The sequence below is a fragment of the Pseudomonas sp. B21-009 genome, from assembly GCF_024749345.1.
Classification (GTDB): Bacteria; Pseudomonadota; Gammaproteobacteria; order Pseudomonadales; family Pseudomonadaceae; genus Aquipseudomonas.
In genome coordinates, this window is the sequence record NZ_CP087199.1 from 810,472 (window position 1) to 832,957 (window position 22,486).

A 22,486-nucleotide genomic window follows, 5' to 3' on the forward strand; every position below is an offset into this window, starting at 1 on the left:
TGGACAACAACCCGCCCCGGTGAAGGGGCGGGTGGGCCGAGCTTAAGCCTGGGTGACGTACTTGGCCAGGCGTGGATCGCTTTTCAGTACCGCGAGGGTGTTGCTGTGTACATCTTCAGCCGTGACATCGGCGGTCTTGAAGATGTCCTGGAAGTGTTGATGGGTAACCGCGGCGAAGTGCGCGCGATCTTCCGGTGCGACACCGAGCACCACGGCATAGGTGGTCAGTGCTTCACCTTGACCCTTGGCCATGTCTTCGGAGAGTTCGTTCATCATGCCGTTCATGGCGAACCATGATTTACCGCCATAGGTCAGCGCAGCGTTGGTCGAGCAGCCGTTGGTGCCCGAGGTCATGCCGAAAGTGGCGTTGCCGGAGGTGCCGTTGGTGGTGGATGCAAGGAAGTGGGCCGGTGTGCCGCGTTGGCCCTCGAACAGCATGTTGCCCCAGCCGCAATCCGGTCCGCCAGGGGCCTGGGCCATGGCATTGAGGGAGACCGCGGTGAACAGAGTACCCAGAAGAATCCGTTTCATAGCATTGTTCTCTTTCTAGAATTACATACCAAAGGTCAGGGTTGTCTGGCATATCTGTAGGACCAGTTGCCAGGGCGGGTCGGTTATTTACCCAGCCGCGCAGTTTGGAGTTTAGGCACGATCTAAGGGTTCCGTGATTTATTGCGAAAGATTGCCTGAAAATATTGACGTAGATCGGCTTTTCGCCCCTGCGACAATTAGCAGCGATGAGCCTTGCAACGTGCACGCGCACGGCGCCAGAATGCTGACATCCGCCCCGCCGAAGTAAGGAAGCCCGATGCCCGATCCTGTCGCTGCGAGCCTGCGTCTTGCGCCCGAAGCCCTGACCCGGCCGTTTTCCGCTGAACAGTTCGCTTTTTCCACCACCAATGATCTGGAGCCTTTTCGCGGTGTGCTTGGCCAGGAGCGTGCAGTCGAAGCCTTGCAGTTCGGCGTCGCCATGCCGCGTCCCGGGTATAACGTCTTCGTCATGGGCGAGCCCGGCACTGGCCGTTTCTCGTTCGTCAAACGCTACCTCAAGGCCGAAGGCAAGCGCCTGCAAACGCCGTCGGACTGGGTCTATGTCAACAACTACGACGAGCCACGCGAGCCGCGCGCGCTGGAGTTGCCACCGGGCAGCGCCGGGGCGTTCATCAGCGACATCGGTGGCCTGATCGACAACCTGCTGGCAACCTTTCCGGCAGTGTTCGAGCACCCGTCCTACCAGCAGAAGAAAAGCGCCATCGACCGCGCCTTCAACCAGCGATACGACCGTGCCCTGGATGTGATCGAGCGCGCCTCGCTGGAAAAGGACGTGGCCCTGTACCGCGACAGCAGCAACGTTGCCTTCACCCCGATGGCCGACGGCAAGGCGCTGGACGAAGCGGAATTTGCGCAACTGCCGGAAGCCGAGCGCGAGCGTTTCCACGACGATATCGCCGCGCTGGAGGAACGCCTCAACGAAGAACTGGCGAGCCTGCCGCAATGGAAGCGCGAATCGAGCAACCAGCTGCGTCAACTCAACGAAGAAACCATCACCCTGGCCTTGCAGCCATTGCTGGCGCCGCTGTCTGAAAAGTACGCCGAGAACGCCGCCGTCTGTGCCTACCTGCAAGCCATGCAGGTCTACCTGCTGCGCACCGTGGTCGAGCAACTGGTTGATGACAGCAAGACCGACGCCCAGGCGCGCAAGCTGCTCGAAGAGCAGTACGCACCGAGCCTGGTGGTCGGCCATCACGCCAGCGGCGGGGCGCCGGTGGTGTTCGAGCCGCACCCGACCTACGACAACCTGTTCGGCCGTATCGAATACAGCACCGACCAGGGCGCGTTGTACACCACCTATCGGCAACTGCGCCCGGGGGCCCTGCACCGGGCCAACGGCGGCTTCCTGATTCTGGAAGCCGAAAAAATGCTCAGCGAGCCGTTTGTCTGGGACGCGCTCAAGCGCGCCCTGCAGTCGCGCAAGCTGAAGATGGAATCGCCGTTGGGCGAGTTCGGCCGCCTGGCCACCGTGACCCTCAACCCGCAGATGATCCCGCTGAACATCAAGGTGGTGATCATCGGTGCGCGCCAGCTGTACTACGCCCTGCAGGATCACGATCCGGACTTCCAGGAGATGTTCCGGGTGCTGGTCGACTTCGACGAAGACATCCCCATGGTCGACGAGAGCCTGGAGCAGTTCGCCCAGTTGCTCAAGACCCGCACCAGCGAGGAGGGCATGGCGCCGCTGAGCGCCGACGCGGTGGCGCGCCTGGCGACCTACAGCGCGCGCCTGGCCGAGCACCAGGGGCGTTTGTCGGCGCGTATTGGTGATTTGTTCCAGCTGGTCAGCGAGGCGGATTTCATCCGCCACCTGGCCAATGACGAAATGACCGACGCCGGGCACATCGAACGTGCGCTCAAGGCCAAGGCCACGCGCACCGGCCGTGTGTCGGCGCGGATTCTCGACGACATGCTGGCCGGCATCATCCTCATCGATACCGACGGCGCCGCGGTGGGCAAGTGCAACGGCCTGACCGTACTGGAAGTCGGCGATTCAGCCTTCGGGGTGCCGGCGCGGATCTCCGCCACGGTCTACCCCGGCGGCAGCGGTATCGTCGACATCGAGCGCGAGGTCAACCTCGGCCAGCCGATCCACTCCAAGGGGGTGATGATCCTCACCGGTTACCTGGGCAGCCGCTATGCCCAGGAATTCCCCCTGGCGATCTCCGCGAGTATCGCCCTGGAGCAGTCCTACGGTTATGTCGACGGCGACAGCGCCTCGCTGGGCGAGGCCTGCACGCTGATCTCGGCCTTGTCGAAAACCCCGCTCAAGCAGTGCTTCGCCATCACCGGCTCGATCAACCAGTTCGGTGAAGTGCAGGCGGTCGGTGGGGTCAACGAGAAGATCGAGGGCTTCTTCCGCCTTTGTGAAGCCCGTGGCCTGACTGGCGAGCAGGGCGCGATCATCCCGCGTGCCAACGTTGCCACGCTGATGCTCGACGAGCGGGTGCTGCAGGCGGTACGCGCCGGCATGTTCCACGTCTACGCCGTAAGCCAGGCCGACGAGGCCCTGAGCCTTTTGGTCGGTGAACCTGCCGGTGAGCCGGACGAAGAAGGCCAGTTCCCGGAAGGCAGCGTCAACGCCCGGGTCGTCGAGCGCTTGCGGGTGATTGCCGAGATGATCAGCGAAGAGGACCTCAAGGAGGCAGAAAAGGAGCACGCCGAGCAGGCCCTGGCCCAGGTCAAACCGTCCTGACCTGAGTGGTACGAGTCAAAAAAACGGCGCTAAATGGAACATGACCATTCGGCGCCGGTTTTTCCACGCATGGGCGGAATTCTTCTATTCTTCAGTTCAGGGACAGTGGTAGGTACAGGAAGAGACAGCCTTCACCTGAAGGCTGAACAAGGGTTTACCGAGGACCTCCGCCATGCCGCGCAGCCTCAGCCTCACCCGTCAATGCCTGGGCCTGGTGACCCGCATTGAGTGCAGCATCCGCCCATTGGCCGGTGACAACGGCATGTGGACCCTGCTGTTTGCCGCCGGCATGGCTGGCGAGCAGCCCTCTGCGATCAAGGCCCAGGGGCCGTTTCACGGGCCATTCGTGGCCGAATCGGTGCTCAACGCCATTGTCGACAGCCTGACCCTGCACGGTTACCAACTGGCTGACGATCCGCAGATCTGGTGCGTGCACCTGCAAGCGCAACTGCGCCGGATCAACGGCGAACGCGTGCATCACGTCGGCGACTTCCAGTTCCATCCGGAAACCTGAGACGCCTGCGCCGCGCCTGTGGCAGCGTGCCACGGGCTTTTTCTGTCATGGGTGGCTGTTATACTCGCGCTCGCTTTTTTGCCAACCTGACGAGTTTTCAATGGAACGTATTATCGAAAATGCGATGTATGCCTCGCGCTGGCTGCTCGCGCCCATCTACTTTGGTCTGTCGTTGGGCCTGTTGGCGCTGGCACTGAAGTTCTTCCAGGAGATCTTCCACGTCCTGCCCAACGTCTTCGCCCTGGCTGAAGCCGACCTGATCCTGGTGCTGCTGTCGCTGATCGACATGGCCCTGGTCGGCGGCCTGCTGGTGATGGTGATGATTTCCGGTTACGAGAACTTCGTCTCGCAGCTGGATATCGACGAAGACAAGGAAAAACTCAGCTGGCTGGGCAAGATGGACTCGTCTTCGCTGAAGATGAAAGTCGCAGCCTCGATCGTGGCGATTTCCTCGATCCACCTGCTGCGGGTGTTCATGGACGCGCGCAACATCGAACCCCAGTACCTGATGTGGTACGTGATCATTCACATGACCTTCGTGGTCTCGGCCTTTGCCATGGGTTACCTGGACAAGGTCACCAAGCACTGATCAGGCGTTGTGCCAGTCAAATACCGCCCGTCCGTTGCAAAACGGACGGGCGGTTGCGTTTTTGCCTTGTGCTTTGCCTGCCCCTGTACAAAAAATGAACGGTCACTCGAAGTTCCAGTAACGAGGTATCGCAATGAACCTTCAACAACTGAACACCGAGGCCAGGGCCGGTCATGTCGATGAGTTCAACCTGATTGCCCTCGAAGGCGGTGAGTTCGTTATCGAGGCCCGGGTAAGAGGCCATGCCCATCCGCTGGTTGATAAGCACGGCAAGCGTGTGCAAGTGCATTCGGTGGTCGACGCGCAGCGCCTGCTCGACGGTTTGCCCGCTGTGCCGCTGCACCTGGTGCACTGGTCGATGGATGACGAGATGTGCGGTGGCGCCGACGCCGGTGATGGCGACCTGAAAATCCCGATGCCACGACGTTCGGCCTGGTAGCTGATCTGCGCAAGCGCAGTGTGCTAGGCTGCTCGCCCTTTTCATAAAGGGCGCGGCTGTCGTGCGCCCTGCAGCGGAGCAAGCAAATGTCCGAACTCAACCTGTCTACCGACGAAACTCGCGTCAGCTACGGCATCGGCCGTCAGCTGGGTGGCCAACTGCGTGACAACCCGCCACCAGGTGTGAACCTGGACGCCATCCTGGCCGGCCTGACCGACGCCTTCAACGGCCAGGACAGCCGCGTCAGCGAAGCCGACCTGTCGGCCAGCTTCAAGGTTATCCGCGAAATCATGCAAGCCGAAGCTGCGGCCAAGGCCGAAGCTGCCGCTGGCGAAGGCAAGGCTTTCCTGGCTGAAAACGCCAAGCGTGACGGCATCACCACCCTGGCTTCGGGCCTGCAGTTCGAAGTACTGACTGCTGGCGAAGGCGCCAAGCCAAGCCGCGACGACAGCGTGCGTACCCACTACCACGGCACCCTGATCGACGGCACCGTGTTCGACAGCTCCTACGAGCGCGGCCAGCCAGCAGAATTCCCGGTCAGCGGCGTGATCGCCGGCTGGACCGAAGCCCTGCAACTGATGAACGCCGGCAGCAAATGGCGCCTGTACGTGCCGAGCGAGCTGGCTTACGGCGCTCAGGGCGTTGGCAGCATCCCGCCGCACAGCGTGCTGGTGTTCGACGTCGAGCTGCTGGACGTTCTTTAAGAACGTCAGAGGGCCTTTCGGCCCTCATCGCTGGCAAGCCAGCTCCCACAGGATTCGCTTCACATCGGTCCATTGTGGGAGCCGGCCTTGCCGGCGATGCGGTTTCAGTTCCAATCGGTTCCACCGCCAGGGCGCAACGCCCGGGCATAGCAAAACAGGAACAGGTTCCTCACCAGCTCCTTGAGCACACTCGGCTCACTTGAATTCAAACCATTGAGGTCCAGGTCGCCCTGGTCGCGCAGTTCGTCCAGTGCTTCTTCTTCAAGCACGGCACACACCTCGCCGGTTTCCCGGTGCAGGATGCGCAGGTAAGGATGGGGGCGGTCAAGCCAGGCGTCTATCAGATAAGTCATGGCTATTCTCCTTGAAAGCGTTCAATGAGAATAATTCTTATTATCAAAATAGCAAGTGCCTATTGGCGGTTTTTTCCCGCCGGTGGGTTGTCGAGGCCGCAGCGCGACCCCGAAACCCGGAAGAATCAGACCTTGCGGACGAATTCCGATTTCAGCTTCATCGGGCCGATGCCGTCGATCTTGCAGTCGATGTCGTGGTCGCCATCGCACAGGCGGATGTTCTTGACCTTGGTGCCGACCTTGACCACCAGCGAGGTGCCCTTGACCTTGAGGTCCTTGATCACGGTGATGGTGTCGCCGTCCTGCAGGACGTTGCCTACTGCATCCTTTTTCACCGCTTCGTCGCTGGCCGCTTCGGCTTCACCGGCAGCCGACCACTCGTGGGCGCACTCGGGGCAGATCAGCTGGGCGCCGTCTTCGTAGGTGTATTCGGAGTTGCATTTGGGGCAGGGTGGCAAAGTGCTCACTAAGGTTCCTCAAGACGTACAGGTACAAAACCTACATTGTATAGGGTTTTGTCCGTCAGAGGCTAATCGGGCCCATCGAGCGATGGGCCGGGGCAGGGCGATCAGTGCGTGCGGGCGACGGCGAATTCGCTGAGTTCGACCAGTGCATCGCGGTATTCGCTGGCCGGCAGCACGTCCAGGCAGGCGATGGCGCGGGCCACGTAGTCGCGGGCCAGCTTGGCGGTGTAGTCCAGCGAGCCCGAGGCTTCAACGGCCGCGCGGATGCTCTCGAGGTCTTCGATGCCGCCTTTCTGGATGGCCTGGCGGACCAGCGCAGCCTGTTCGGCGGTGCCTTCGCGCATGGTGTAGATCAGCGGCAGGGTCGGCTTGCCTTCGGCCAGGTCGTCACCGACGTTCTTGCCCAGGGTTTGCGCATCGCCCTTGTAGTCGAGCAGGTCGTCGACCAGCTGGAAGGCCACGCCCAGGTGGTCGCCGAAGGTACGCAGGGCTTCGCTCTGCTCCTCGGTGGCCTGGGCCAGGGCTGCGGCGCTGTGGGTCGAGGCCTCGAACAGCATCGCGGTCTTGCCGCGGATGACGTCCATGTAGACTTCTTCCGTGGTGCTGGCGTCGCGCACTTTGGACAACTGCAGGACTTCGCCTTCGGCAATGACCCGGGTGGCCTTGGAGAGGATCTGCATGACCGGCATCGAGCCCAGTTCAACCATCATCTCGAACGAGCGCGAGTACAGGAAGTCACCGACCAGCACGCTCGGCGCGTTGCCCCACAGGGCGTTGGCGGTGGAGCGGCCACGGCGCATGCCGGACATGTCGACGACGTCGTCATGCAGCAGGGTGGCGGTGTGCAGGAACTCGATGGTGGCGGCCAGCAGGCGCAGGTCGTCGCCTTCGCGGCCCAGGGCCTTGCCGCACAGCAGCACCAGCAGCGGGCGCAGGCGCTTGCCGCCGGCCGAGGTAATGTAGTCGCCGATTTTCGATACCAGCGGTACACGCGAAGTCAGCTGTTTCTTGATAATCTCGTCAACGGCGCTGAAGTCGTCCGCTACCGCACGGTAGAAAGCTTGGGGTTGCATCGGCCACAGGTGCTCCATAAAGGTTGCGCGGCATGCTAGGTCGCGGGTCCCGGCGTGTCAAGGCGCGCTGCCCGCGGGCCGGGGGTGGGACTTGCAAGCAAAGCGGGGCTTGCGTACAATCGCGCACCCTGAACTTCCTGGGCAGCACCTGCCTTACGCAATTGCACTGGGCCGTTCCAGCCCTATGCAGCCATGCCAGCCAATACTCTTCCTATAAAGAGCTGGGTGAGCAGGATTATCGGAGAAATACCCATGTACGCAGTAATTGTTACCGGTGGCAAGCAGTACAAAGTCGCCGAAGGTGAATACCTGAAAATCGAAAAACTGGAAATCGCCACTGGCGAATCCGTGACTTTCGACCGCGTTCTGTTGGTTGCCAATGGCGACGACGTGAACATCGGCGCTCCAGTCGTTGCTGGTGCCAAGGTTGTTGCTGAAGTGATCTCCCAAGGTCGTCACGACAAAGTGCGCATCATCAAGTTCCGCCGCCGTAAGCACCACATGAAGCGTATGGGCCACCGCCAGTGGTTCACCGAAATCAAGATCACCGGTATTTCGGCTTAATCGCCTGAATCCATTTCTGGAGAATTTGAACCATGGCACACAAAAAAGCTGGTGGTAGTACCCGTAACGGTCGCGACTCAGAAGCCAAACGCCTTGGCGTGAAGATGTATGGCGGCCAGGCTATCATCCCTGGCAACATCATCGTGCGTCAGCGCGGCACCCAATTCCACGCTGGCTACGGCGTTGGCATGGGTAAAGATCACACCCTGTTCGCCAAGATCGCGGGTAAGATCAAGTTCGAAGTTAAAGGCGCCTTCGGTCGTCGTTACGTGAGCGTTGTCGCCGAGTAATCGCGCGAACGCTGGAAAAGCCCTGTCTCGCGACGGGGCTTTTTCGTTTGTGGGGTGAGTCTCTTGCAAAGCTGTTTGTATGGGCTGCCGGCGTGGGTTGTTACTGTCGTGACGGGGCCGCCGCGCTCACTTTTGCAAGAGCCTTATGTCTTTGTGTCACTCAGCTCGTCCAGCTGACGAGAGGCGGTTTTTATGAAGTTTGTTGACGAAGTATCGATCCGGGTCAAAGCCGGTGACGGCGGTAACGGTTGCATGAGCTTCCGCCGCGAAAAATTCATCGAGAACGGTGGTCCCAACGGCGGTGACGGTGGCGACGGCGGCTCGGTATACATGGTTGCCGACGATAACCTCAACACCCTGGTCGACTACCGTTACACCCGTCACTTCGAAGCCCAGCGCGGCTCCAACGGCGGCAGCACCGACTGCACCGGCAAGAAGGGCGACGACCTGATCCTGCGCGTGCCGGTCGGCACCACGGTGATCGACTCGGCCACCCAGGAAGTCATCGGCGACCTGGTCAAGCCAGGCCAGAAGCTGATGGTGGTCCAGGGCGGCTGGCACGGCCTGGGCAACACCCGTTTCAAATCCAGTACCAACCGTGCGCCACGCCAGACCACTCCGGGCAAACCGGGTGAGCAGCGTGACCTGAAACTGGAAATGAAAGTACTGGCCGACGTCGGCCTGCTGGGTCTGCCGAACGCCGGCAAGAGTACCTTCATCCGCTCGGTATCGGCCGCCAAGCCGAAAGTCGCCGACTACCCGTTCACCACCCTGGTGCCGAACCTGGGCGTGGTCAGCGTCGACCGCTGGAAGAGCTTTGTCATCGCCGACATTCCCGGCCTGATCGAAGGCGCCTCCGACGGTGCCGGCCTGGGTATCCGCTTCCTCAAGCACCTGGCGCGTACCCGCCTGCTGCTGCACCTCGTCGACCTCGCGCCGCTGGATGAAAGCAGCAGCGCCGACGCCGCCGAAGTCATCGTCAACGAGCTGACCCGCTTCAGCCCGTCGCTGGCCGAGCGTGATCGCTGGCTGGTGCTGAACAAGACCGACATGCTGATGGACGACGAGCGTGACGAGCGGGTCAAGGAAGTGGTCGAGCGCCTGCAGTGGGAAGGCCCGGTCTATGTGATCTCGGCCATCTCCAAGCAGGGCACCGAGCAGCTCAGCCGCGACATCATGCGCTACCTCGAAGACCGCGCCGACCGTCTGGCCAACGACCCGGCCTACGCCGAAGAGCTGACCGAGCTCGACCAGCGCATCGAAGACGAAGCCCGTGCCCAGTTGCAGGCCCTGGACGACGCTCGCGCCCTGCGCCGCAGCGGGGTCAAGAGCGTGCACGACATTGGCGACGACGATGACGATGATTGGGACGAGGACGACGAAGACGGCCCGGAAATCATTTACGTGCGCGACTGATTCGTTGCAGTACACTAAACGCCGCTCTCAGGAGCGGCGTTTTGGTATCTAAAGATCTGAATAGGTTGGAAGAAGATGCGGAGCAAGGTGACGGGTGCGCAGCGCTGGGTCGTGAAAATCGGCAGTGCCCTGCTGACAGCAGATGGCAAGGGCCTGGATCGCGCGGCCATGGGTGTCTGGGTCGAGCAGATGGTGGCGTTGCATGAGGCAGGTGTCGAGTTGGTGCTGGTGTCGTCCGGGGCGGTTGCCGCCGGGATGAGCCGATTGGGCTGGGCCAAGCGACCGAGTGCGATGAACGAGCTGCAGGCGGCGGCCTCGATCGGCCAGATGGGCCTGGTGCAGGCCTGGGAGTCGAGCTTTGCCGAGCATGGCCGGCATACCGCGCAGATCCTCCTGACCCACGACGACCTGTCGGACCGCAAGCGTTACCTCAATGCCCGCAGCACCCTGCGCACCCTGGTGGAGCTGGGCGTGGTGCCGGTGATCAACGAAAACGACACCGTGGTCACCGACGAGATCCGCTTCGGCGACAACGACACCCTGGCGGCGCTGGTGGCCAACCTGGTCGAAGCCGACCTGCTGGTGATCCTCACCGACCGCGACGGCATGTTCGACGCCGACCCGCGCAACAACCCTGATGCGCAGCTGATTTACGAAGCCCGTGCCGACGATCCGAGCCTCGACGCCGTGGCCGGCGGCACCGGCGGCGCCCTGGGCCGTGGCGGCATGCAGACCAAGCTGCGTGCCGCGCGCCTGGCGGCGCGTTCCGGTGCCCACACGATCATCGTCGGTGGGCGCCTTGAGCGCGTGCTCGACCGCCTCAAGGCGGGCGAGCGCCTGGGCACCTTGCTGTCGCCTGAGCGCGGCATGCTCGCCGCGCGCAAGCAGTGGCTGGCCGGGCACCTGCAGACTCGCGGCACCCTGGTGCTCGACGAGGGCGCGGCGAAGGCTTTGCGCAAGGACAACAAGAGCCTGCTGCCGGTCGGTGTGAAGACCGTGCAGGGCAGCTTCCGCCGTGGCGAGATGGTGGTTTGCGTCGGCCCGGATGGCCTTGAGGTCGCCCGCGGCCTGGCCAACTACAGCGCCCTGGAAGCACAGAAAATCATTGGCCAGCCGTCTGACGCGATCGAGGGCCTGCTGGGCTACATCGCCGAGCCGGAGCTGGTGCACCGCGACAACCTGATTCTGGTCTGAGGAACTACCTGTGTTCAAAGGGATGATTGCAGCGGCGCTGCTGGCGTTGCCGGTAATGGCATCGGCCGAGGAGATTGGCCAGGTATCGACGGTGTTCAAGATCGTCGGGCCGAATGACCGCATCGTTGTCGAGGCGTTTGATGACCCCAAGGTCGAGGGCGTGACCTGCTATCTGTCACGGGCCAAGACTGGCGGACTGAAAGGTGGCCTGGGCCTGGCTGAAGACCGCGCCGAAGCGTCGATCGCCTGCCGTCAGGTCGGGCCGATTCGCTTCAAGGAGCAGCTCAAGGACGGTGACGAGGTGTTCAAGGAGCGCACCTCGCTGGTGTTCAAGACCATGCAGGTGGTGCGTTTCCTCGACAAGAAGCGCAATACCCTGGTCTACCTGGTGTACTCCGACCGGATCATCGAAGGCAGCCCGCAGAATGCGGTGACGGCGATTCCGATCCTGCCTTGGGCTCAGTAAAACCGAGTTGAATGCATCGCTGGCAAGCCAGCTCCCACAAGGACCAACCTGATCCCTGTGGGAGCCGGCCTGCCGGCGATGGGGCCTGAAAGGCCCCTGGAGAGGCCTCAAGCCGAAGCTTCTTCCTCTTCTACCCGCACCACTGCCTTCTCCACATCCCGACGGCTGATGTACTTCCAGTCTGCCTCGTCGATATAGATGCCGTTCGGCCCGCTGCCGCCTTCCAGGTCGATGGCGACATGCGCCGAAACCTGCGGCTTGACGCTCGCCAGAATCGGTACGAAGCCCAGCTGCAAGCTGGTTTCCAGCAGCGCTGCCTGGTTGCGTTCGTCGATGTCGGCGGCTTCGTCCAGGTAGTACGGCAGGCGCACGCGACCGGCCAGGTCGCGGTCCATCAGGTGCAGCAACAAGTACATGTTGGTCAGCGCCTTGATGGTCATGGTGGTGCCGTTGGACGCCGCACCGTCGATGTCGGTGTGGATCACCGGCTGGCCACCGACCTTGGTGATCTCGAAGGCCAGTTCGAACAGGTCCTTGAGGCCCAGCTGGTTGTGGTTGGCCGCGACCAGGCGCGCCAGGTATTCCTTGGCCTCTTCGTTCTTGTTGTCCTGCTCGGCGCTGGCGCTGAGGTCGAACACCGACAGGGTCTCGCCTTCCTCGTACTGGCCGGCGCTGTGGATGATCTGGTCGATGTGCTTGAGCGCTTCCTTGTTGGGTGCCAAAACGATGCGGAAGCTCTGCAGGTTGGAGACCTGGCGCTTGTTGATCTCGCGGTTGAACAGCGCCAGCTGGTGCTCGAGGCTGTCGTAGTCGCTGCGGATGTTGCGCAGGGTCCGGGCGATGTCGGTGACTGCAGCGCGGCGCGCCTTGCCCAGGGTCAGGGCCTCTTCGGTACGGTGCGAGTAGGCGTTGATCAGCAATTGCAGGCGGCGCTCCATGTCGTCTTCGCTGTCGAACTTGGCCACGCCCTTGAGGCGTACCTGGGCATACAGCGCCTCGATCTGGCCATCGACTCGCAGCAGGCCCTGCCAGCTGTCCTGGTAGTCGTTGAGCAGTGGCAGCAGGTTGTCCATGCTGTCGTCGACCGGTTCCATGAACGGCGTGCCGAACGGCAGGTCGGCCGGCAGCAGTTGGCGGCGGCGCAGGGCGTCGTCGAGCGTGCGCTGCTTGGCTTCCATGTCGGCGATCTGCCGGCCGACCAGTTGCAGCTTGGCCGACAGCTGCTGGACGCGTTCGGTGAAGGCGTCGCTGGAGCGCTTGAGCTCGTCCTGGGCCGCTTCCATCTGCGCCAGTTGCTCGAGCTTGTCGCCTTCCTCGGCGGACAGTGTCTCGCTGCGGCGGAAGTCTTCCAGGGCCTTTTGTGCATCCAGCACCTGTTGGTACAGGGCTTCGGTCTGGGTCTTGCTCGCGGCGCGGTCGGCGGCTACCGCCTGCTGGGTCTTGAGCTGCTTGAGCTCTTTTTCCAGGCGTTCCTTCTGGTCGCGCAGGGCAGCGCGGTCGGCCAGGGCCTGCAGGGCAGGCGGCTCGATGTGCGAGAGGTCGATGGACAGACCCGGGGCCTCGAAGCGCTCGCCCTTGAAGCCGTCGAGTACCGCTTCCAGGGATTTGACCCAGACATCGCTGTCGTCCAGCTCGATGCCGCGCTCGCCCAGCGGCAGGCTGAACAGCGCACCATTGAACAGGCGCATCAGGCGCTCGACGTCCTGCTGCGAGAACTCTTCACGCAGGCGCGCGTAGCTGTTGTTGTCGGCGTGGTCGAGCTGCTGTTTGACTGACTTCAGGCGTTTTTCCAGCTCGCGCAGACGCTCTTCGAGGTCTTCGGCGCTGAACTGGCGCGACTGCGCCAGGGCACCGGCCAGTTCGTCGTGGGCGTCCTTGGCGGCCAGCAGTTGCTGTTCCAGGACCTTGACGTCATCGACCAGGGCGAAGCGATGCTTGAGCACCGACAACTCGCCGAGCCAGCGCTGCACGCCAGTGATCTCGCGCTCCAGGCGCATCAGTTCCTGGGTGCCGCCACGCTGGTCGTTCTGCAGGCTGTCCTGTTCGTTCTTGTAGTGCTCGGCCTGGATCACCAGCTCTTCTTTGCGCGCGCTGGCGTAGTCCTGCCAGGTACCGAGCAGCGAGTCGAGCAGTGGCGACAGGCGATGCAGCTTGCCGCGCAGGATGTCGCGCTGGGCTACGCCATTGGCCAGGGCCTCGACCAGCGGGCCGGCGGCGACCAGCGAGTTGTAGTCCTGCTCCATGCGCCGTACGTCGCGGAAGGCTTCTTCGCAGGCGGCGATGTAGTCGACGCTGCCCGAACGCAGGCTGTGCTCGAAGGCGTCGAGGAACAGCTGCTTGAGCTTGGCCGCGGTGATCTCGCGCATGTGCAGCAGGTTGATGAACAGCGCGCGGAAGGTCTTCAGGCTCTGCTCGCTGGTGGAGCGCAGCGGGATCAGGGTCAGGTCCAGCGGTATCGAGGTGTGGCCGCCGACCAGCAGGCGGCGCAGCTCGTCAGGCTTGAGCTCGTAGGCTTTGAGGCCGTTGCGCTCAAGGTTGCTGAACAGCTCTTTCTGGCGCAGGCAGGTGTCGTTCTTCTGGTAGTGGGCCAGGTCCAGTTCGCCGGCATAGGCGAAGAACTGGTGACCGAAACCGCCACCCGGGCCGCGGCCGACCACGCCGATCACGTGTGGGCCGTGGGGCAGGTTGACTTCGCAGAGGATGTAGCTGGTGTCGGTGGCAAAGTAGAAGCGGCGCGACTGCTCAAGGCTGTACTTGCCGAAGCTCATGTCCGACATGCGTGCCAGGATCGGGAACTGCAAGGCGTTGATCGAGGCACTCTTGCCCAGGTTGTTGGCACCGTAGACCGACAGCGGGTGTTCCAGGGGGAACAGACCGAGGCTGTAGCCGGCGGTGTTGAGCAGTGCGAAGCGGCGAATGCCGTAGCGTTCCTGGCTCATGCGTCAATCTCCTGTTGCTCTTGCGCTATGGCTCGGGCCAGGGCGTCTTCTTCGCTTTCTTCGAACGGGCTGAGGTCCAGCGGGTCGTCGGTACGGTTGAGTTCTTCCGGGCTCTCTTCCTCGACCAGCACCGGCGTTGGCAGCGGCAGGGCGCTGTGCAGGCTGGCAGCCAGGTCGCGGTCCTGCTGCACCGACAGGCAGACGTCGAGGAAACGGTGCATCGGCGGCAGGAAGCGGTAGATGCCGTTCTCTTCGTGGGCAAAGCCGAGCTGGGTCATGCGGCGCATGATCTTCTCTTCCAGCTCGTCGGGGGTCTGTACTTCGGCCTGGATGAACAGGTCGCGGTATTTTTCCAGCAGCGAAGGCAGCTCGTCGCGGCCCAGGCTGCCGCCGTCGAGCACCGACATCGGGTCGCGGCCCTGGTCAGCCAGGTGCTCGACCAGGATGAAGGTGAACAGCGACAGGCGCTGGGCAGTCTTGTTGACCTGGGCGGCGGCCAGGTCCGGGACGAAGTAGTAGAAGCCGCGGGTGTCGCACACCAGTTCAAAGCCCAGGGCCTTGAACAGGCCGCGGTACTGGTCCTGGAAGTTCGACAGTTGGGCGTACAGCTCCGGGTCGCGGCGGCTGATGTGGAAGCCCTTGAACAGCTCGCGGAAGATCGGTGCGAGCTGGGACAGTTCGGAAAGATCAAGATGCATGGGCAGGGCTCGCAGTTGGCTCAGGCGATGGTTCGCGGCTCGATGTCAGAGCGAAGGAACGCAGGCTGACCAGGTGTTCGCGGGTGGTGTATTCGCGGCGCTCGAGGCGCGCGCGGGTAAAGCGTTTTTCCCGCGACAGGCGCGAGAACCAGTACAGCAGCTCGTCGGTGGCGCCTTCGGGCTCCTGGTCGAGCAGCCAGACCATCAGGTCCGGCAGCGGCAGGGCGTCTTCGCAGCGCTCGAGCATTTCCTTGACCGTACGCGGCGCACGCGGGGCATCGCCCTTGTGGCTCTTGTGGGCCTTGGGAAACTGCGCAGGCTTGGGCTCGAAGCGGGCCAGGGCATAGACGTAGGCTTCGACCTGGCTGGCGCTGCCGAGGAAGGTGCTCTGCGGGCGGGTGAACAGCGGCATGGCCGCCTGCGGCACGGCGTCCAGGCCCTTGCGGCGGATTACCGACAGGGCCAGGGCGGCGCCGCGGGTCACGGCGTTGTGCCGGCGCGCTTCTTCACGCAGCGGCAGCAGCAGTTCACGAGCGTGGCGCAGGGTCAGCTGGGCGCTGGTCTGCATCTCGAGGATGCGCGCGTGGGTGCGCAGGAGCATGTCATCGTCGACCAGATGGCCCAGACGGGCCTGCTCGCCGAGCAAGCGCAGCAGCACGGTCTCGACCTTGCGCACGCCTTGCTCGAAGGCGCCATCGGCGTTGACCAGCTGGATCATCGGTTCGACATATTCGTCCCAGGTCGCCAGGACTTCGGCGTAACGCTGGCGCAGGGGGATTTGCCGGTCGCTGGTCTTGGCGCGTTCGGCCACGGCGACCAGCGCCTGTTCGTCGTTGTCGAGCTTCTTCAGTACGTCGCGCACGCGCATGTCGAGCAGGCGCAGCTGGCGCGCCAGGTCATTGCCGTCGCGAATCTCGAAGGCGTCCTGGATGTGCCCGGCCAGGCGCTCGAGGTGGCGCAGGTAGGCTTCGATCTCCAGGCACAGGCCCAGGCGGTGCTCGCGGCGCAGGTAAGCGAGGAAGTCGTGGATCTGGGCGTTGAGCTCGAAACGGTTCGGGCTTTTTGCCACCGGCACCAGGATATCCAGGCGGATCCACACGTCGAGCAGGCTGGTGATGTCCTGGGGCGTGCTCTCCAGCTGCTGGGTGGCCAGTTGCTGGCGCAGTTCGGCCAGGCTCAGGGTGCCCCCGTCGAAGCGCTCGCACAACGGCTCGAGCAGGGCCCAGTGTTCGGCTAGGGCGCGCAGGACGCGCTTGGGTTCGATCATTGGCGGGTCGACTCGTTGCCAAATAAAAGCGCCGATTGTACTGCATCAGACGCCTGTCGATTCACCCCCTTGATCGCTTCAAGCTGCTGTCGGGCGGTTTTCTGCCGATCAACAGCGGCGCCGAGCGGCGAACAACGTTAGAATATCGGCCCTGACTTATCCACAGATGGCCGATCCTTCTTGTTAATCGAGTCCCGCCGCCGCGCTTATCTCAACGCCATGCAAGTGGTGCACTGGCTGCCGCGTGCCGAACTGCCGTTCGCCGCGCCGTCGCGCCCGCAGCTGTTGTTGCCGGTGGCGGCACTCGAGGAACCGGCGTTCGAGCCGCAGGAGCAGGCACCTGCCCCCGCCAGCGTTGCGCCGAGCGCGCCGCTGGTGCGTTCTGGCGAGCGCCCGAAGATCGAGATCCCGCGCCCAGGCAGCACGCCGAAAGTGACGGCCAAGGCGGTGGACGAAGCCGAAAAGCCCGTGGTTGCCAGGCCTGCGCCGGTACCACCGCCACGCTTTGCCCTGCAACTGCTGCGTGCCGGCAACTGCCTGCTGCTGGTCGAGCTTGCCACCGGCGAGCCGTTCCAGAGCCGCGACCCGTCTTACCTGCTGCTCAAGGACATGCTGCGCGCCGCCGGCCTGCCGGACAGCCCGCAGATCATCGGCGAGCCGGTGCGCTGGCCGTTGCTGGTGCGCGGCAACCTTGACCAGGGCCCGCAGGCCGCGACCGATTTCGTCCAGGGCTTTATCCAGGCCCGGCTTGAAGAGGCGCCGTGCGTCTGCCTGTGGCTGATTGGCCTGCCTGCCGTGCGCTTTGCCGGTGAGGCCGACGCCGAAGCTTATTACCGCGAGTTGCCGGTTGAAGGCCTGGGCGCTGCCTGGGCCTTGCCGGGGCTCGAACTGTTGATGGACGAGCCGCAGCGCAAGGCGCACGTCTGGCAAGCCATGCGCCGGCTGATGGCGCGCTGGAAACCAAGCAATGAGTGACACAATCAGCTTTCGCCGGATGACCGAGGCGGATCTGGATGCCGTACTGAAGATCGAATACGCCGCCTTCAGCCACCCCTGGACCCGCGGGATTTTCCTCGACGGGCTCAAGTCCTATGAAATCTGGCTGATGTTCGAAGGCGAGCAACAGGTCGGCCACGGCGTGATCAACGTGATCATCGACGAGGCGCACCTGCTCAACATTACCGTCAAGCCGGAAAGCCAGGGCAGGGGCCTGGGCCTGCGCCTGCTGGAAGAGCTGATGAGGCGCGCCTACCAGAGCAACGGTCGCGAGTGCTTCCTCGAAGTGCGCGCCAGCAACCAGTCGGCCTACCGCCTGTACGAGCGCTACGGCTTCAATGAAATCGGCCGCCGGCGTGACTACTACCCGGTTGCCGGCGGTCGCGAAGACGCCCTGGTCATGGCCTGCACCCTGTTCGAGTAACGGCTCAGGGTTCGCGCTTGCCGTCCAGCGGATCGCGCCGGGCCAGTTCCGCTTCATCCAGGCCGTTGCCGCCGCCGATGTCATCTTCGTCGACTACGCTCAAATCCCAGTCTGCCGGGTGATCCGCACCGGCTTCGCCGGGCGAGCGGGCGCCGTCTTCAGGGATCAGGGTTTCTGGCTCGAGGTCGTCGTCGGTTGGGTCGAAACCGGCATCGACATTGGGGGTATCCTTGTCAAAGTGCAGTTCTTCAACCGAGCCCATGCGGTCTTCGTCGGTGTCGATCGGGGCGGGTTGCGGGGCGTGCAGCGGGCGGTGTTCCTGGCTCATGGTCGATCCTCCTGCGGGTGGGCGTATGCGGTGGACCTGACGGTTGGCCGAAGATTCAAAGGCGTGACCTGAACGGGCCGGCGCCTGTCACAAGATGCGCACCAACCATGAGGCTTGAACATGCACGATCTACAAGAACTGATTGATAACAACGCGCGCTGGGCCGATGCGATCAAGCAGGAAGATCCGGATTTCTTCGCCAAGCTCGCGCGTCAGCAGACTCCGGAATTCCTCTGGATCGGCTGCTCGGACGCCCGGGTTCCGGCCAACGAGATCGTCGGCATGTTGCCGGGCGATCTGTTCGTTCATCGCAATGTCGCCAACGTGGTGCTGCACACCGACCTCAACTGCCTGTCGGTGATCCAGTACGCGGTGGACGTGCTCAAGGTCAAGCATATCCTGGTCACCGGCCACTACGGTTGCGGCGGGGTACGGGCCTCGATGCAGGATCGCCAATTGGGCCTGATCGACGGCTGGCTGCGTTCGATTCGCGACCTGTACTACGAGAACCGCGTGGAGCTGGCCAAGCTTGCGACCGAGGAAGAGCGGGTGGACCGCCTGTGCGAGCTGAACGTGATCCAGCAGGTGGCCAATGTCGGCCATACCACCATCGTCCAGAATGCCTGGCACCGTGGCCAGAGCCTGTCGGTGCATGGTTGCATCTATGGCATCAAGGATGGCCGCTGGAAGAGCCTGAACGCGACCATCAGCGGCCTCGACCAGTTGCCGCCGCAGTACCGCTTGCGTCCGCAGGACTGAGCCTATCGCTGGCAAGCCAGCTCCCACGGGATCTGTATGAACCGGTCCCTGTGGGAGCTGGCTTGCCAGCGATGAAGGTGATGCAATTTCAAGACTTGTTGAGCTCTCGCAACGTCCGCGTCACCGCCCCGGTATTGCACTTGGCCCCAGCCTGCTCCGGGGTCATGTTGCGAATGCTGCGAAAATACAGCTCGCAGGTCTGCTTCTTCGCCGTCACCTGCCACTTCTGGGTACAGGCCCCCAGCGTTGCCTTGGCATCCGCCGCCGGGTTGCGGCCCATGCCCGCCTGCCAGCAGGCCGCGCTCAAATCCTGGCCCATCATCTTCAGGCCGGCCTGATCGGCCTTGTCCTGGTCGCCGCCATAGTTGGTTTTATCTGCCGCATACCAGATTGCGCTCGGGTGATTGGCGCCCAGCACCGGCACCTTTTGCCCAGGCGTCGGGCTGATGCTGGCCAGGCCCAGTACATAGAGCCTGGGCCCGTACTGCTGCTCGATCCAGCTGCGCACCGGCGAGCCGAAGGCAACCATCGGCAAGGCGGCGCCGTTGCCGGTTCGGGTCATCTCTTTGACCATCTGCAGCTGATAATCCTTGAAGTAGCCATACACGCCCTCCAGGTCTTTGCCGGCGCTGGCTGGCGCGGCGATCGGGGCGATGTCGACGATGGTCTGGTAGGCCGGGGTCTGCTCGGCAGGAATGCCGTTGAAGGTCAGCAGCGTGGCCCAGCGGTCGGTGGTGTTGGAACGCAGGTAGTCCTGGGCCTGGGTCAGCGAGTAGTCCGGTGGAAAATGCAGCAGCTCGATGCTGCGGCGCTTTTCCAGGGCCATGCCCAGGGGCAGGAACAGGTTCCAGTTGTAGGCCCACTTGCCTTCGCGGTTGAGCCGGGTGGCGCCCTGGTAGGCCAGCTCGCCGGTGTCGAGCAGCGCTTGCAGGGGCTTGCTGTAGTCGCTCGGTACGCCCTGGATGTCGGCATGCAGTGAGTTGTTGTCGCGCTTGACCTTTACCCTCGCCGCGGCGTAACCGTCGCGTTGCACGCTCTGGGTCAGGTAGTGCTCCACGGTTTGCTCAAGGGTCCAGTTGCGAAAGCAGATGACGTTGCAGTTGTTGGGGTAGGCAAACAGCCGGGTCACCCGTTCCTGGCTGCCCAGGTCTATGCGGGCATCTGCCAGGGCGGCGCCGCTCAGGGTCATGGCGGCCAGGGCGAAGGTCAGTGGAGCAGTCGTGTGCATGCTTAACTCCTTGTCAGTTCCTCCCCGCAGTCGGGAGGGTTGCCATACTGGAGGAATTTCCCGGGGGTTGGGAAGGGGGAGCAGGCTGATGAAAACGTGGTGCAAGGCTGGTATCGGTGCAGGACTTTTACTGACAGCGCTCGCTGCCCGGCAGGCGCAGGCTGACGAGCGTGACCTGTACCTGTTTGCTCAGTGGGCGGGCGATCATCAGACCCGGCCCTTTCGTGAAATGCTGGTGGATGCGCGCCTGTATGGCGTGGTGCCTATCCACCAATTGCTGCGCTCGGCCAGTGACTGGCGTTTGTGCAAGGCCGAGCCGTTTGCGCTTGCGCCCGCGGCGCAGTGGCCGGCGGTGCGCTCGACCCTGCTGTTGCTCAAGACCCTGGGCGAGCAGGGCGTGCTCAAGCGCTATGAAGTGGTTTCGGCCTACCGCGACCCGGTGCTCAACCGCTGCGCCGGTGGCGCCGTGGCCAGCGCCCATACCCGCGCCTTTGCGGTCGACCTGCTGCTACCGGCCTGGGCCGACCCGAACCCGCTGTGCAGCTTCTGGCAGGCCCATGGCAAGGACTGGAACATGGGCCTGGGGCGTTACCCGTCGGGGCGCATTCACATCGACACGGCGGGCTACCGCACCTGGGGTGGCGACTTCAGTGCCGGCTCCTCCTTCTGTGCGCCGGCTACCGCCAGCAAGGCTCAGTCAAGGTGAGTGAGGCAGGCCTGTGACTGGCCGATCACCCACTCGGCGAAGCAGCGGCTTTTGTCGTCGTCGAGCAGCGTCTGGGGGCTGAGCAGGTAGTAGGCCGACTGGTCCTGGATAAAGCCGCGCGGCGCCTGCAACTGGCCGCTGTCGATTTCATCCTGGACCATCAGGCGCGAGGCCATGGCCACGCCCAGCCCGGCTGCCGCCGCCTGAATGCACAGGTAGAAGTGCTCGTAATCGGCGCGGCTACTGCCCTTGGCCGACTCACCGCTGTGACGCAACCAGGTAGCCCAGGCGTTGGGGCGCGAAGCGCTGTGCAGCAGGCGTTGGCCGGCCAGGCCGTGTTCGGGAAAGTTATGGGTGGCACTGCACACCGGGCCAACCCATTCGTCGCAGATCTTCAGTGCGTACAGATTGGCGTCCCAGCGAAAGTCATCGCGGCGCAGGGCCAGGTCGACGCCGCTGCGGGCAAAGTCGATCGGCCCGCCAGCCGCCACCAGGTGCAGGTGAATGTCCGGGTGGGCGGCATGAAAGGCCGGCAGCCGTGGGATCAGCCAGCGCATGGCGATGGTTGGCTCGCACGACAGCACCAGCACGTTCTCCCGCGCCTGTTGCTGCAGGCGGTACACCGCGCCTTCCAGTTGCTCGAACACCGACAGCGTGGTGCCGTGCAGGGCGCGGCCGGCGGCGGTGAGAAAGATCGCCCGGTTGCGCCGCTCGAACAGTTGCACGCCCAGCGTTTCTTCCAGCAGGCGCACCTGTCGGCTCACCGCACCGTGGGTGACATTGAGCAGCTCGGCGGCGCGCACAAAGCTCTGGGTTTGCGCGGCAACGTCGAAATAGCGAAAGGCGGACAGCGCAGGCAGTTTCATATCTGTGAGAAAAACTAGCGGATTTGCCTCACTATAAATCGCTTTTGGCCTTACCCGAAGCTTTCGATAATGGCGGCGTGCAGAGCTATCTGTGCATTGTCCTAGCAGATCGAGGAGCTTTACGTGAATGAACTCATAGCCGTTGCCCTGTTTACCGTGCTGGCGGTGATCAGCCCGGGCGCCGACTTTGCCATGGTGACCCGCAGCAGCTACGCCTTTGGCCGCCGCGCCGGCCTGGCGGCGGCAATGGGCATCGCCCTGGGGGTGCAGGTGCATGTGCTGTACACGGTGCTGGGCATCGCGGTGATCATCAGCCAGAGCCCGGCGCTGTTTTTGGCGATGAAGGTGCTGGGGGCGGGGTACCTGATTTATCTGGGCTACAAGTCGCTGACCAACACTACGCGGATTTCCCTGGATGGCACCAGCGCCAGTCAGCTCGGCGTGCTGGCGGCATTTCGTTCGGGCTTTCTGACCAACGCCCTGAACCCCAAGACCATGCTCTTTGTGGTCAGTGCCTATACCCAGGTGGTGCAGCCGGGCAGTTCGCTGGCGGTCAACTTCGGCTATGGCGCGTTCATGTCGCTCGCCCACTGGTTGTGGTTCAGCCTGGTAGCGGTGTTTTTCTCAAGCGTGGTGTTGCGCCGGGCCATGCTCGAGCGCCAGCGTCTGGTTGACCGGGTGATTGGTGTGGCCTTGATCGGCCTGGGGCTGGCGGTAGTGTTCGCCAATGTACGCTAAGCGGGCAGGGTAAAAATCGCAGGCAAGAAAAAAGGGCTTACCTTGCGGTAAGCCCTTTTTAGTACTTGGTGGCTACACAGGGACTTGAACCCCGGACCCCAGCATTATGAATGCTATGCTCTAACCAACTGAGCTATGTAGCCAAGTGGCGCGCATTATTCGCCTGAAACGGATTTGTGTCAACACTCTTTTTCAAAAAAATTAACGCGCGATCAACCGCTTAG

Annotated in this window: 25 protein-coding genes and 1 tRNA gene; 15 read left to right on the forward strand and 11 right to left on the reverse strand. The window is 63.1% G+C overall.

What is annotated here, in order from left to right; all coding sequences use genetic code 11:
• Positions 1–42: 42 nt before the first annotated feature.
• On the reverse strand, positions 43–531 hold the full coding sequence (locus tag LOY34_RS03560) for a DUF3015 domain-containing protein (RefSeq protein WP_093387889.1): 489 nt from the start codon (positions 529–531) through the stop codon (positions 43–45).
• A 277-nt stretch (positions 532–808) separates the two neighbouring features.
• Between LOY34_RS03560 and LOY34_RS03565 the strand changes: the two genes are divergently transcribed.
• From LOY34_RS03565 to LOY34_RS03585, 5 genes are all read left to right on the forward strand, one after another.
• On the forward strand, positions 809–3,247 hold the full coding sequence (locus LOY34_RS03565) for a Lon protease family protein (RefSeq protein WP_045195935.1): 2,439 nt from the start codon (positions 809–811) through the stop codon (positions 3,245–3,247).
• Between the two features lie 172 nt (positions 3,248–3,419).
• On the forward strand, positions 3,420–3,761 hold the full coding sequence (locus LOY34_RS03570; protein ID WP_010226382.1) for a hypothetical protein: 342 nt from the start codon (positions 3,420–3,422) through the stop codon (positions 3,759–3,761).
• A gap of 100 nt (positions 3,762–3,861) precedes the next feature.
• Positions 3,862–4,350 (forward strand): TIGR00645 family protein, encoded by a 489-nt coding sequence (locus LOY34_RS03575; protein ID WP_010226381.1) that lies wholly within the window; start codon positions 3,862–3,864, stop codon positions 4,348–4,350.
• A gap of 133 nt (positions 4,351–4,483) precedes the next feature.
• On the forward strand, positions 4,484–4,789 hold the full coding sequence (locus LOY34_RS03580; RefSeq protein WP_045195937.1) for a DUF6482 family protein: 306 nt from the start codon (positions 4,484–4,486) through the stop codon (positions 4,787–4,789).
• An 86-nt stretch (positions 4,790–4,875) separates the two neighbouring features.
• Positions 4,876–5,493: an FKBP-type peptidyl-prolyl cis-trans isomerase gene (locus LOY34_RS03585; RefSeq protein WP_045195939.1), complete on the forward strand. Its 618-nt coding sequence runs from the start codon at positions 4,876–4,878 to the stop codon at positions 5,491–5,493.
• Between the two features lie 104 nt (positions 5,494–5,597).
• Here LOY34_RS03585 and LOY34_RS03590 read toward each other — a convergent pair whose 3' ends face one another.
• From LOY34_RS03590 to LOY34_RS03600, 3 genes are all read right to left on the reverse strand, one after another.
• The gene (locus LOY34_RS03590) at positions 5,598–5,846 is read right to left on the reverse strand and encodes a hypothetical protein (RefSeq protein WP_038997219.1); all 249 of its coding nucleotides are present in this window, start codon (positions 5,844–5,846) and stop codon (positions 5,598–5,600) included.
• A gap of 125 nt (positions 5,847–5,971) precedes the next feature.
• The gene (locus tag LOY34_RS03595) at positions 5,972–6,313 is read right to left on the reverse strand and encodes a zinc ribbon domain-containing protein YjdM (RefSeq protein ID WP_045195941.1); all 342 of its coding nucleotides are present in this window, start codon (positions 6,311–6,313) and stop codon (positions 5,972–5,974) included.
• A gap of 101 nt (positions 6,314–6,414) precedes the next feature.
• On the reverse strand, positions 6,415–7,383 hold the full coding sequence (locus tag LOY34_RS03600; protein ID WP_038997216.1) for a polyprenyl synthetase family protein: 969 nt from the start codon (positions 7,381–7,383) through the stop codon (positions 6,415–6,417).
• A 252-nt stretch (positions 7,384–7,635) separates the two neighbouring features.
• On the opposite strand from LOY34_RS03600, the gene rplU reads away from it, so the two are divergent.
• The 5 genes from rplU (at position 7,636) to LOY34_RS03625 (ending at position 11,313) form a co-directional block, all read left to right on the forward strand.
• Positions 7,636–7,947, forward strand: a complete 312-nt coding sequence (gene rplU, locus LOY34_RS03605; RefSeq protein ID WP_010225695.1) for a 50S ribosomal protein L21 — start codon at positions 7,636–7,638, stop codon at positions 7,945–7,947.
• A 32-nt stretch (positions 7,948–7,979) separates the two neighbouring features.
• The gene (rpmA, locus tag LOY34_RS03610; protein WP_010225698.1) at positions 7,980–8,237 is read left to right on the forward strand and encodes a 50S ribosomal protein L27; all 258 of its coding nucleotides are present in this window, start codon (positions 7,980–7,982) and stop codon (positions 8,235–8,237) included.
• Between the two features lie 192 nt (positions 8,238–8,429).
• A complete protein-coding gene (gene cgtA / locus LOY34_RS03615; protein ID WP_093387895.1) occupies positions 8,430–9,653 on the forward strand; it encodes an Obg family GTPase CgtA in 1,224 nt (407 codons plus the stop codon).
• Between the two features lie 75 nt (positions 9,654–9,728).
• Positions 9,729–10,847, forward strand: coding sequence for a glutamate 5-kinase (gene proB, locus LOY34_RS03620; RefSeq protein ID WP_045195944.1), 1,119 nt, complete (start codon positions 9,729–9,731; stop codon positions 10,845–10,847).
• 22 nt (positions 10,848–10,869) lie between these two features.
• Complete coding sequence (locus tag LOY34_RS03625) at positions 10,870–11,313, forward strand: CreA family protein (RefSeq protein WP_045196576.1); 444 nt, start codon at positions 10,870–10,872, stop codon at positions 11,311–11,313.
• 107 nt (positions 11,314–11,420) lie between these two features.
• On the opposite strand, the gene mksF is transcribed toward LOY34_RS03625, so the two are convergent.
• From mksF to mksB, 3 genes are read right to left on the reverse strand one after another with little or no spacing between them, the layout of a single operon-like run.
• The gene (gene mksF / locus LOY34_RS03630) at positions 11,421–14,252 is read right to left on the reverse strand and encodes an Mks condensin complex protein MksF (RefSeq protein ID WP_123564490.1); all 2,832 of its coding nucleotides are present in this window, start codon (positions 14,250–14,252) and stop codon (positions 11,421–11,423) included.
• Positions 14,249–14,950, reverse strand: a complete 702-nt coding sequence (gene mksE / locus LOY34_RS03635) for an Mks condensin complex protein MksE (protein WP_010225708.1) — start codon at positions 14,948–14,950, stop codon at positions 14,249–14,251. Before mksE ends, mksF begins: the two co-directional genes overlap by 4 nt.
• Positions 14,940–16,217: an Mks condensin complex protein MksB gene (gene mksB / locus LOY34_RS03640; RefSeq protein WP_045195947.1), complete on the reverse strand. Its 1,278-nt coding sequence runs from the start codon at positions 16,215–16,217 to the stop codon at positions 14,940–14,942. Before mksB ends, mksE begins: the two co-directional genes overlap by 11 nt.
• 180 nt (positions 16,218–16,397) lie before the next feature.
• Here mksB and LOY34_RS03645 point away from each other — a divergent pair, with 180 nt between their 5' ends.
• Both LOY34_RS03645 and rimI read left to right on the forward strand, forming a co-directional pair.
• Positions 16,398–17,192: a hypothetical protein gene (locus LOY34_RS03645; protein ID WP_045195949.1), complete on the forward strand. Its 795-nt coding sequence runs from the start codon at positions 16,398–16,400 to the stop codon at positions 17,190–17,192.
• A complete protein-coding gene (gene rimI, locus LOY34_RS03650; protein WP_045195951.1) occupies positions 17,185–17,637 on the forward strand; it encodes a ribosomal protein S18-alanine N-acetyltransferase in 453 nt (150 codons plus the stop codon). The genes LOY34_RS03645 and rimI overlap by 8 nt, the downstream gene beginning before the upstream one ends.
• A 4-nt stretch (positions 17,638–17,641) precedes the next feature.
• Here the strand turns inward: rimI and LOY34_RS03655 are convergent, their stop codons facing one another.
• On the reverse strand, positions 17,642–17,965 hold the full coding sequence (locus LOY34_RS03655; RefSeq protein WP_045195953.1) for a hypothetical protein: 324 nt from the start codon (positions 17,963–17,965) through the stop codon (positions 17,642–17,644).
• Positions 17,966–18,085: 120 nt separating this feature from the next.
• On the opposite strand from LOY34_RS03655, the gene can reads away from it, so the two are divergent.
• Positions 18,086–18,724 (forward strand): carbonate dehydratase, encoded by a 639-nt coding sequence (can, locus tag LOY34_RS03660; RefSeq protein ID WP_038614773.1) that lies wholly within the window; start codon positions 18,086–18,088, stop codon positions 18,722–18,724.
• An 88-nt stretch (positions 18,725–18,812) separates the two neighbouring features.
• On the opposite strand, the gene LOY34_RS03665 is transcribed toward can, so the two are convergent.
• Complete coding sequence (locus tag LOY34_RS03665; RefSeq protein ID WP_258664290.1) at positions 18,813–19,952, reverse strand: hypothetical protein; 1,140 nt, start codon at positions 19,950–19,952, stop codon at positions 18,813–18,815.
• Between the two features lie 88 nt (positions 19,953–20,040).
• Between LOY34_RS03665 and LOY34_RS03670 the strand changes: the two genes are divergently transcribed.
• Positions 20,041–20,658, forward strand: a complete 618-nt coding sequence (locus LOY34_RS03670) for a D-Ala-D-Ala carboxypeptidase family metallohydrolase (protein WP_045195956.1) — start codon at positions 20,041–20,043, stop codon at positions 20,656–20,658.
• Here LOY34_RS03670 and LOY34_RS03675 read toward each other — a convergent pair.
• Complete coding sequence (locus tag LOY34_RS03675) at positions 20,646–21,524, reverse strand: LysR substrate-binding domain-containing protein (protein ID WP_195885657.1); 879 nt, start codon at positions 21,522–21,524, stop codon at positions 20,646–20,648. The genes LOY34_RS03670 and LOY34_RS03675 overlap by 13 nt on opposite strands.
• Positions 21,525–21,647: 123 nt before the next feature.
• On the opposite strand from LOY34_RS03675, the gene LOY34_RS03680 reads away from it, so the two are divergent.
• Positions 21,648–22,262: a LysE family translocator gene (locus tag LOY34_RS03680; protein WP_045195958.1), complete on the forward strand. Its 615-nt coding sequence runs from the start codon at positions 21,648–21,650 to the stop codon at positions 22,260–22,262.
• A gap of 66 nt (positions 22,263–22,328) precedes the next feature.
• On the opposite strand, the gene LOY34_RS03685 is transcribed toward LOY34_RS03680, so the two are convergent.
• Positions 22,329–22,405 (reverse strand) — tRNA-Met (locus tag LOY34_RS03685).
• Between the last annotated feature and the right edge of the window lie 81 nt (positions 22,406–22,486).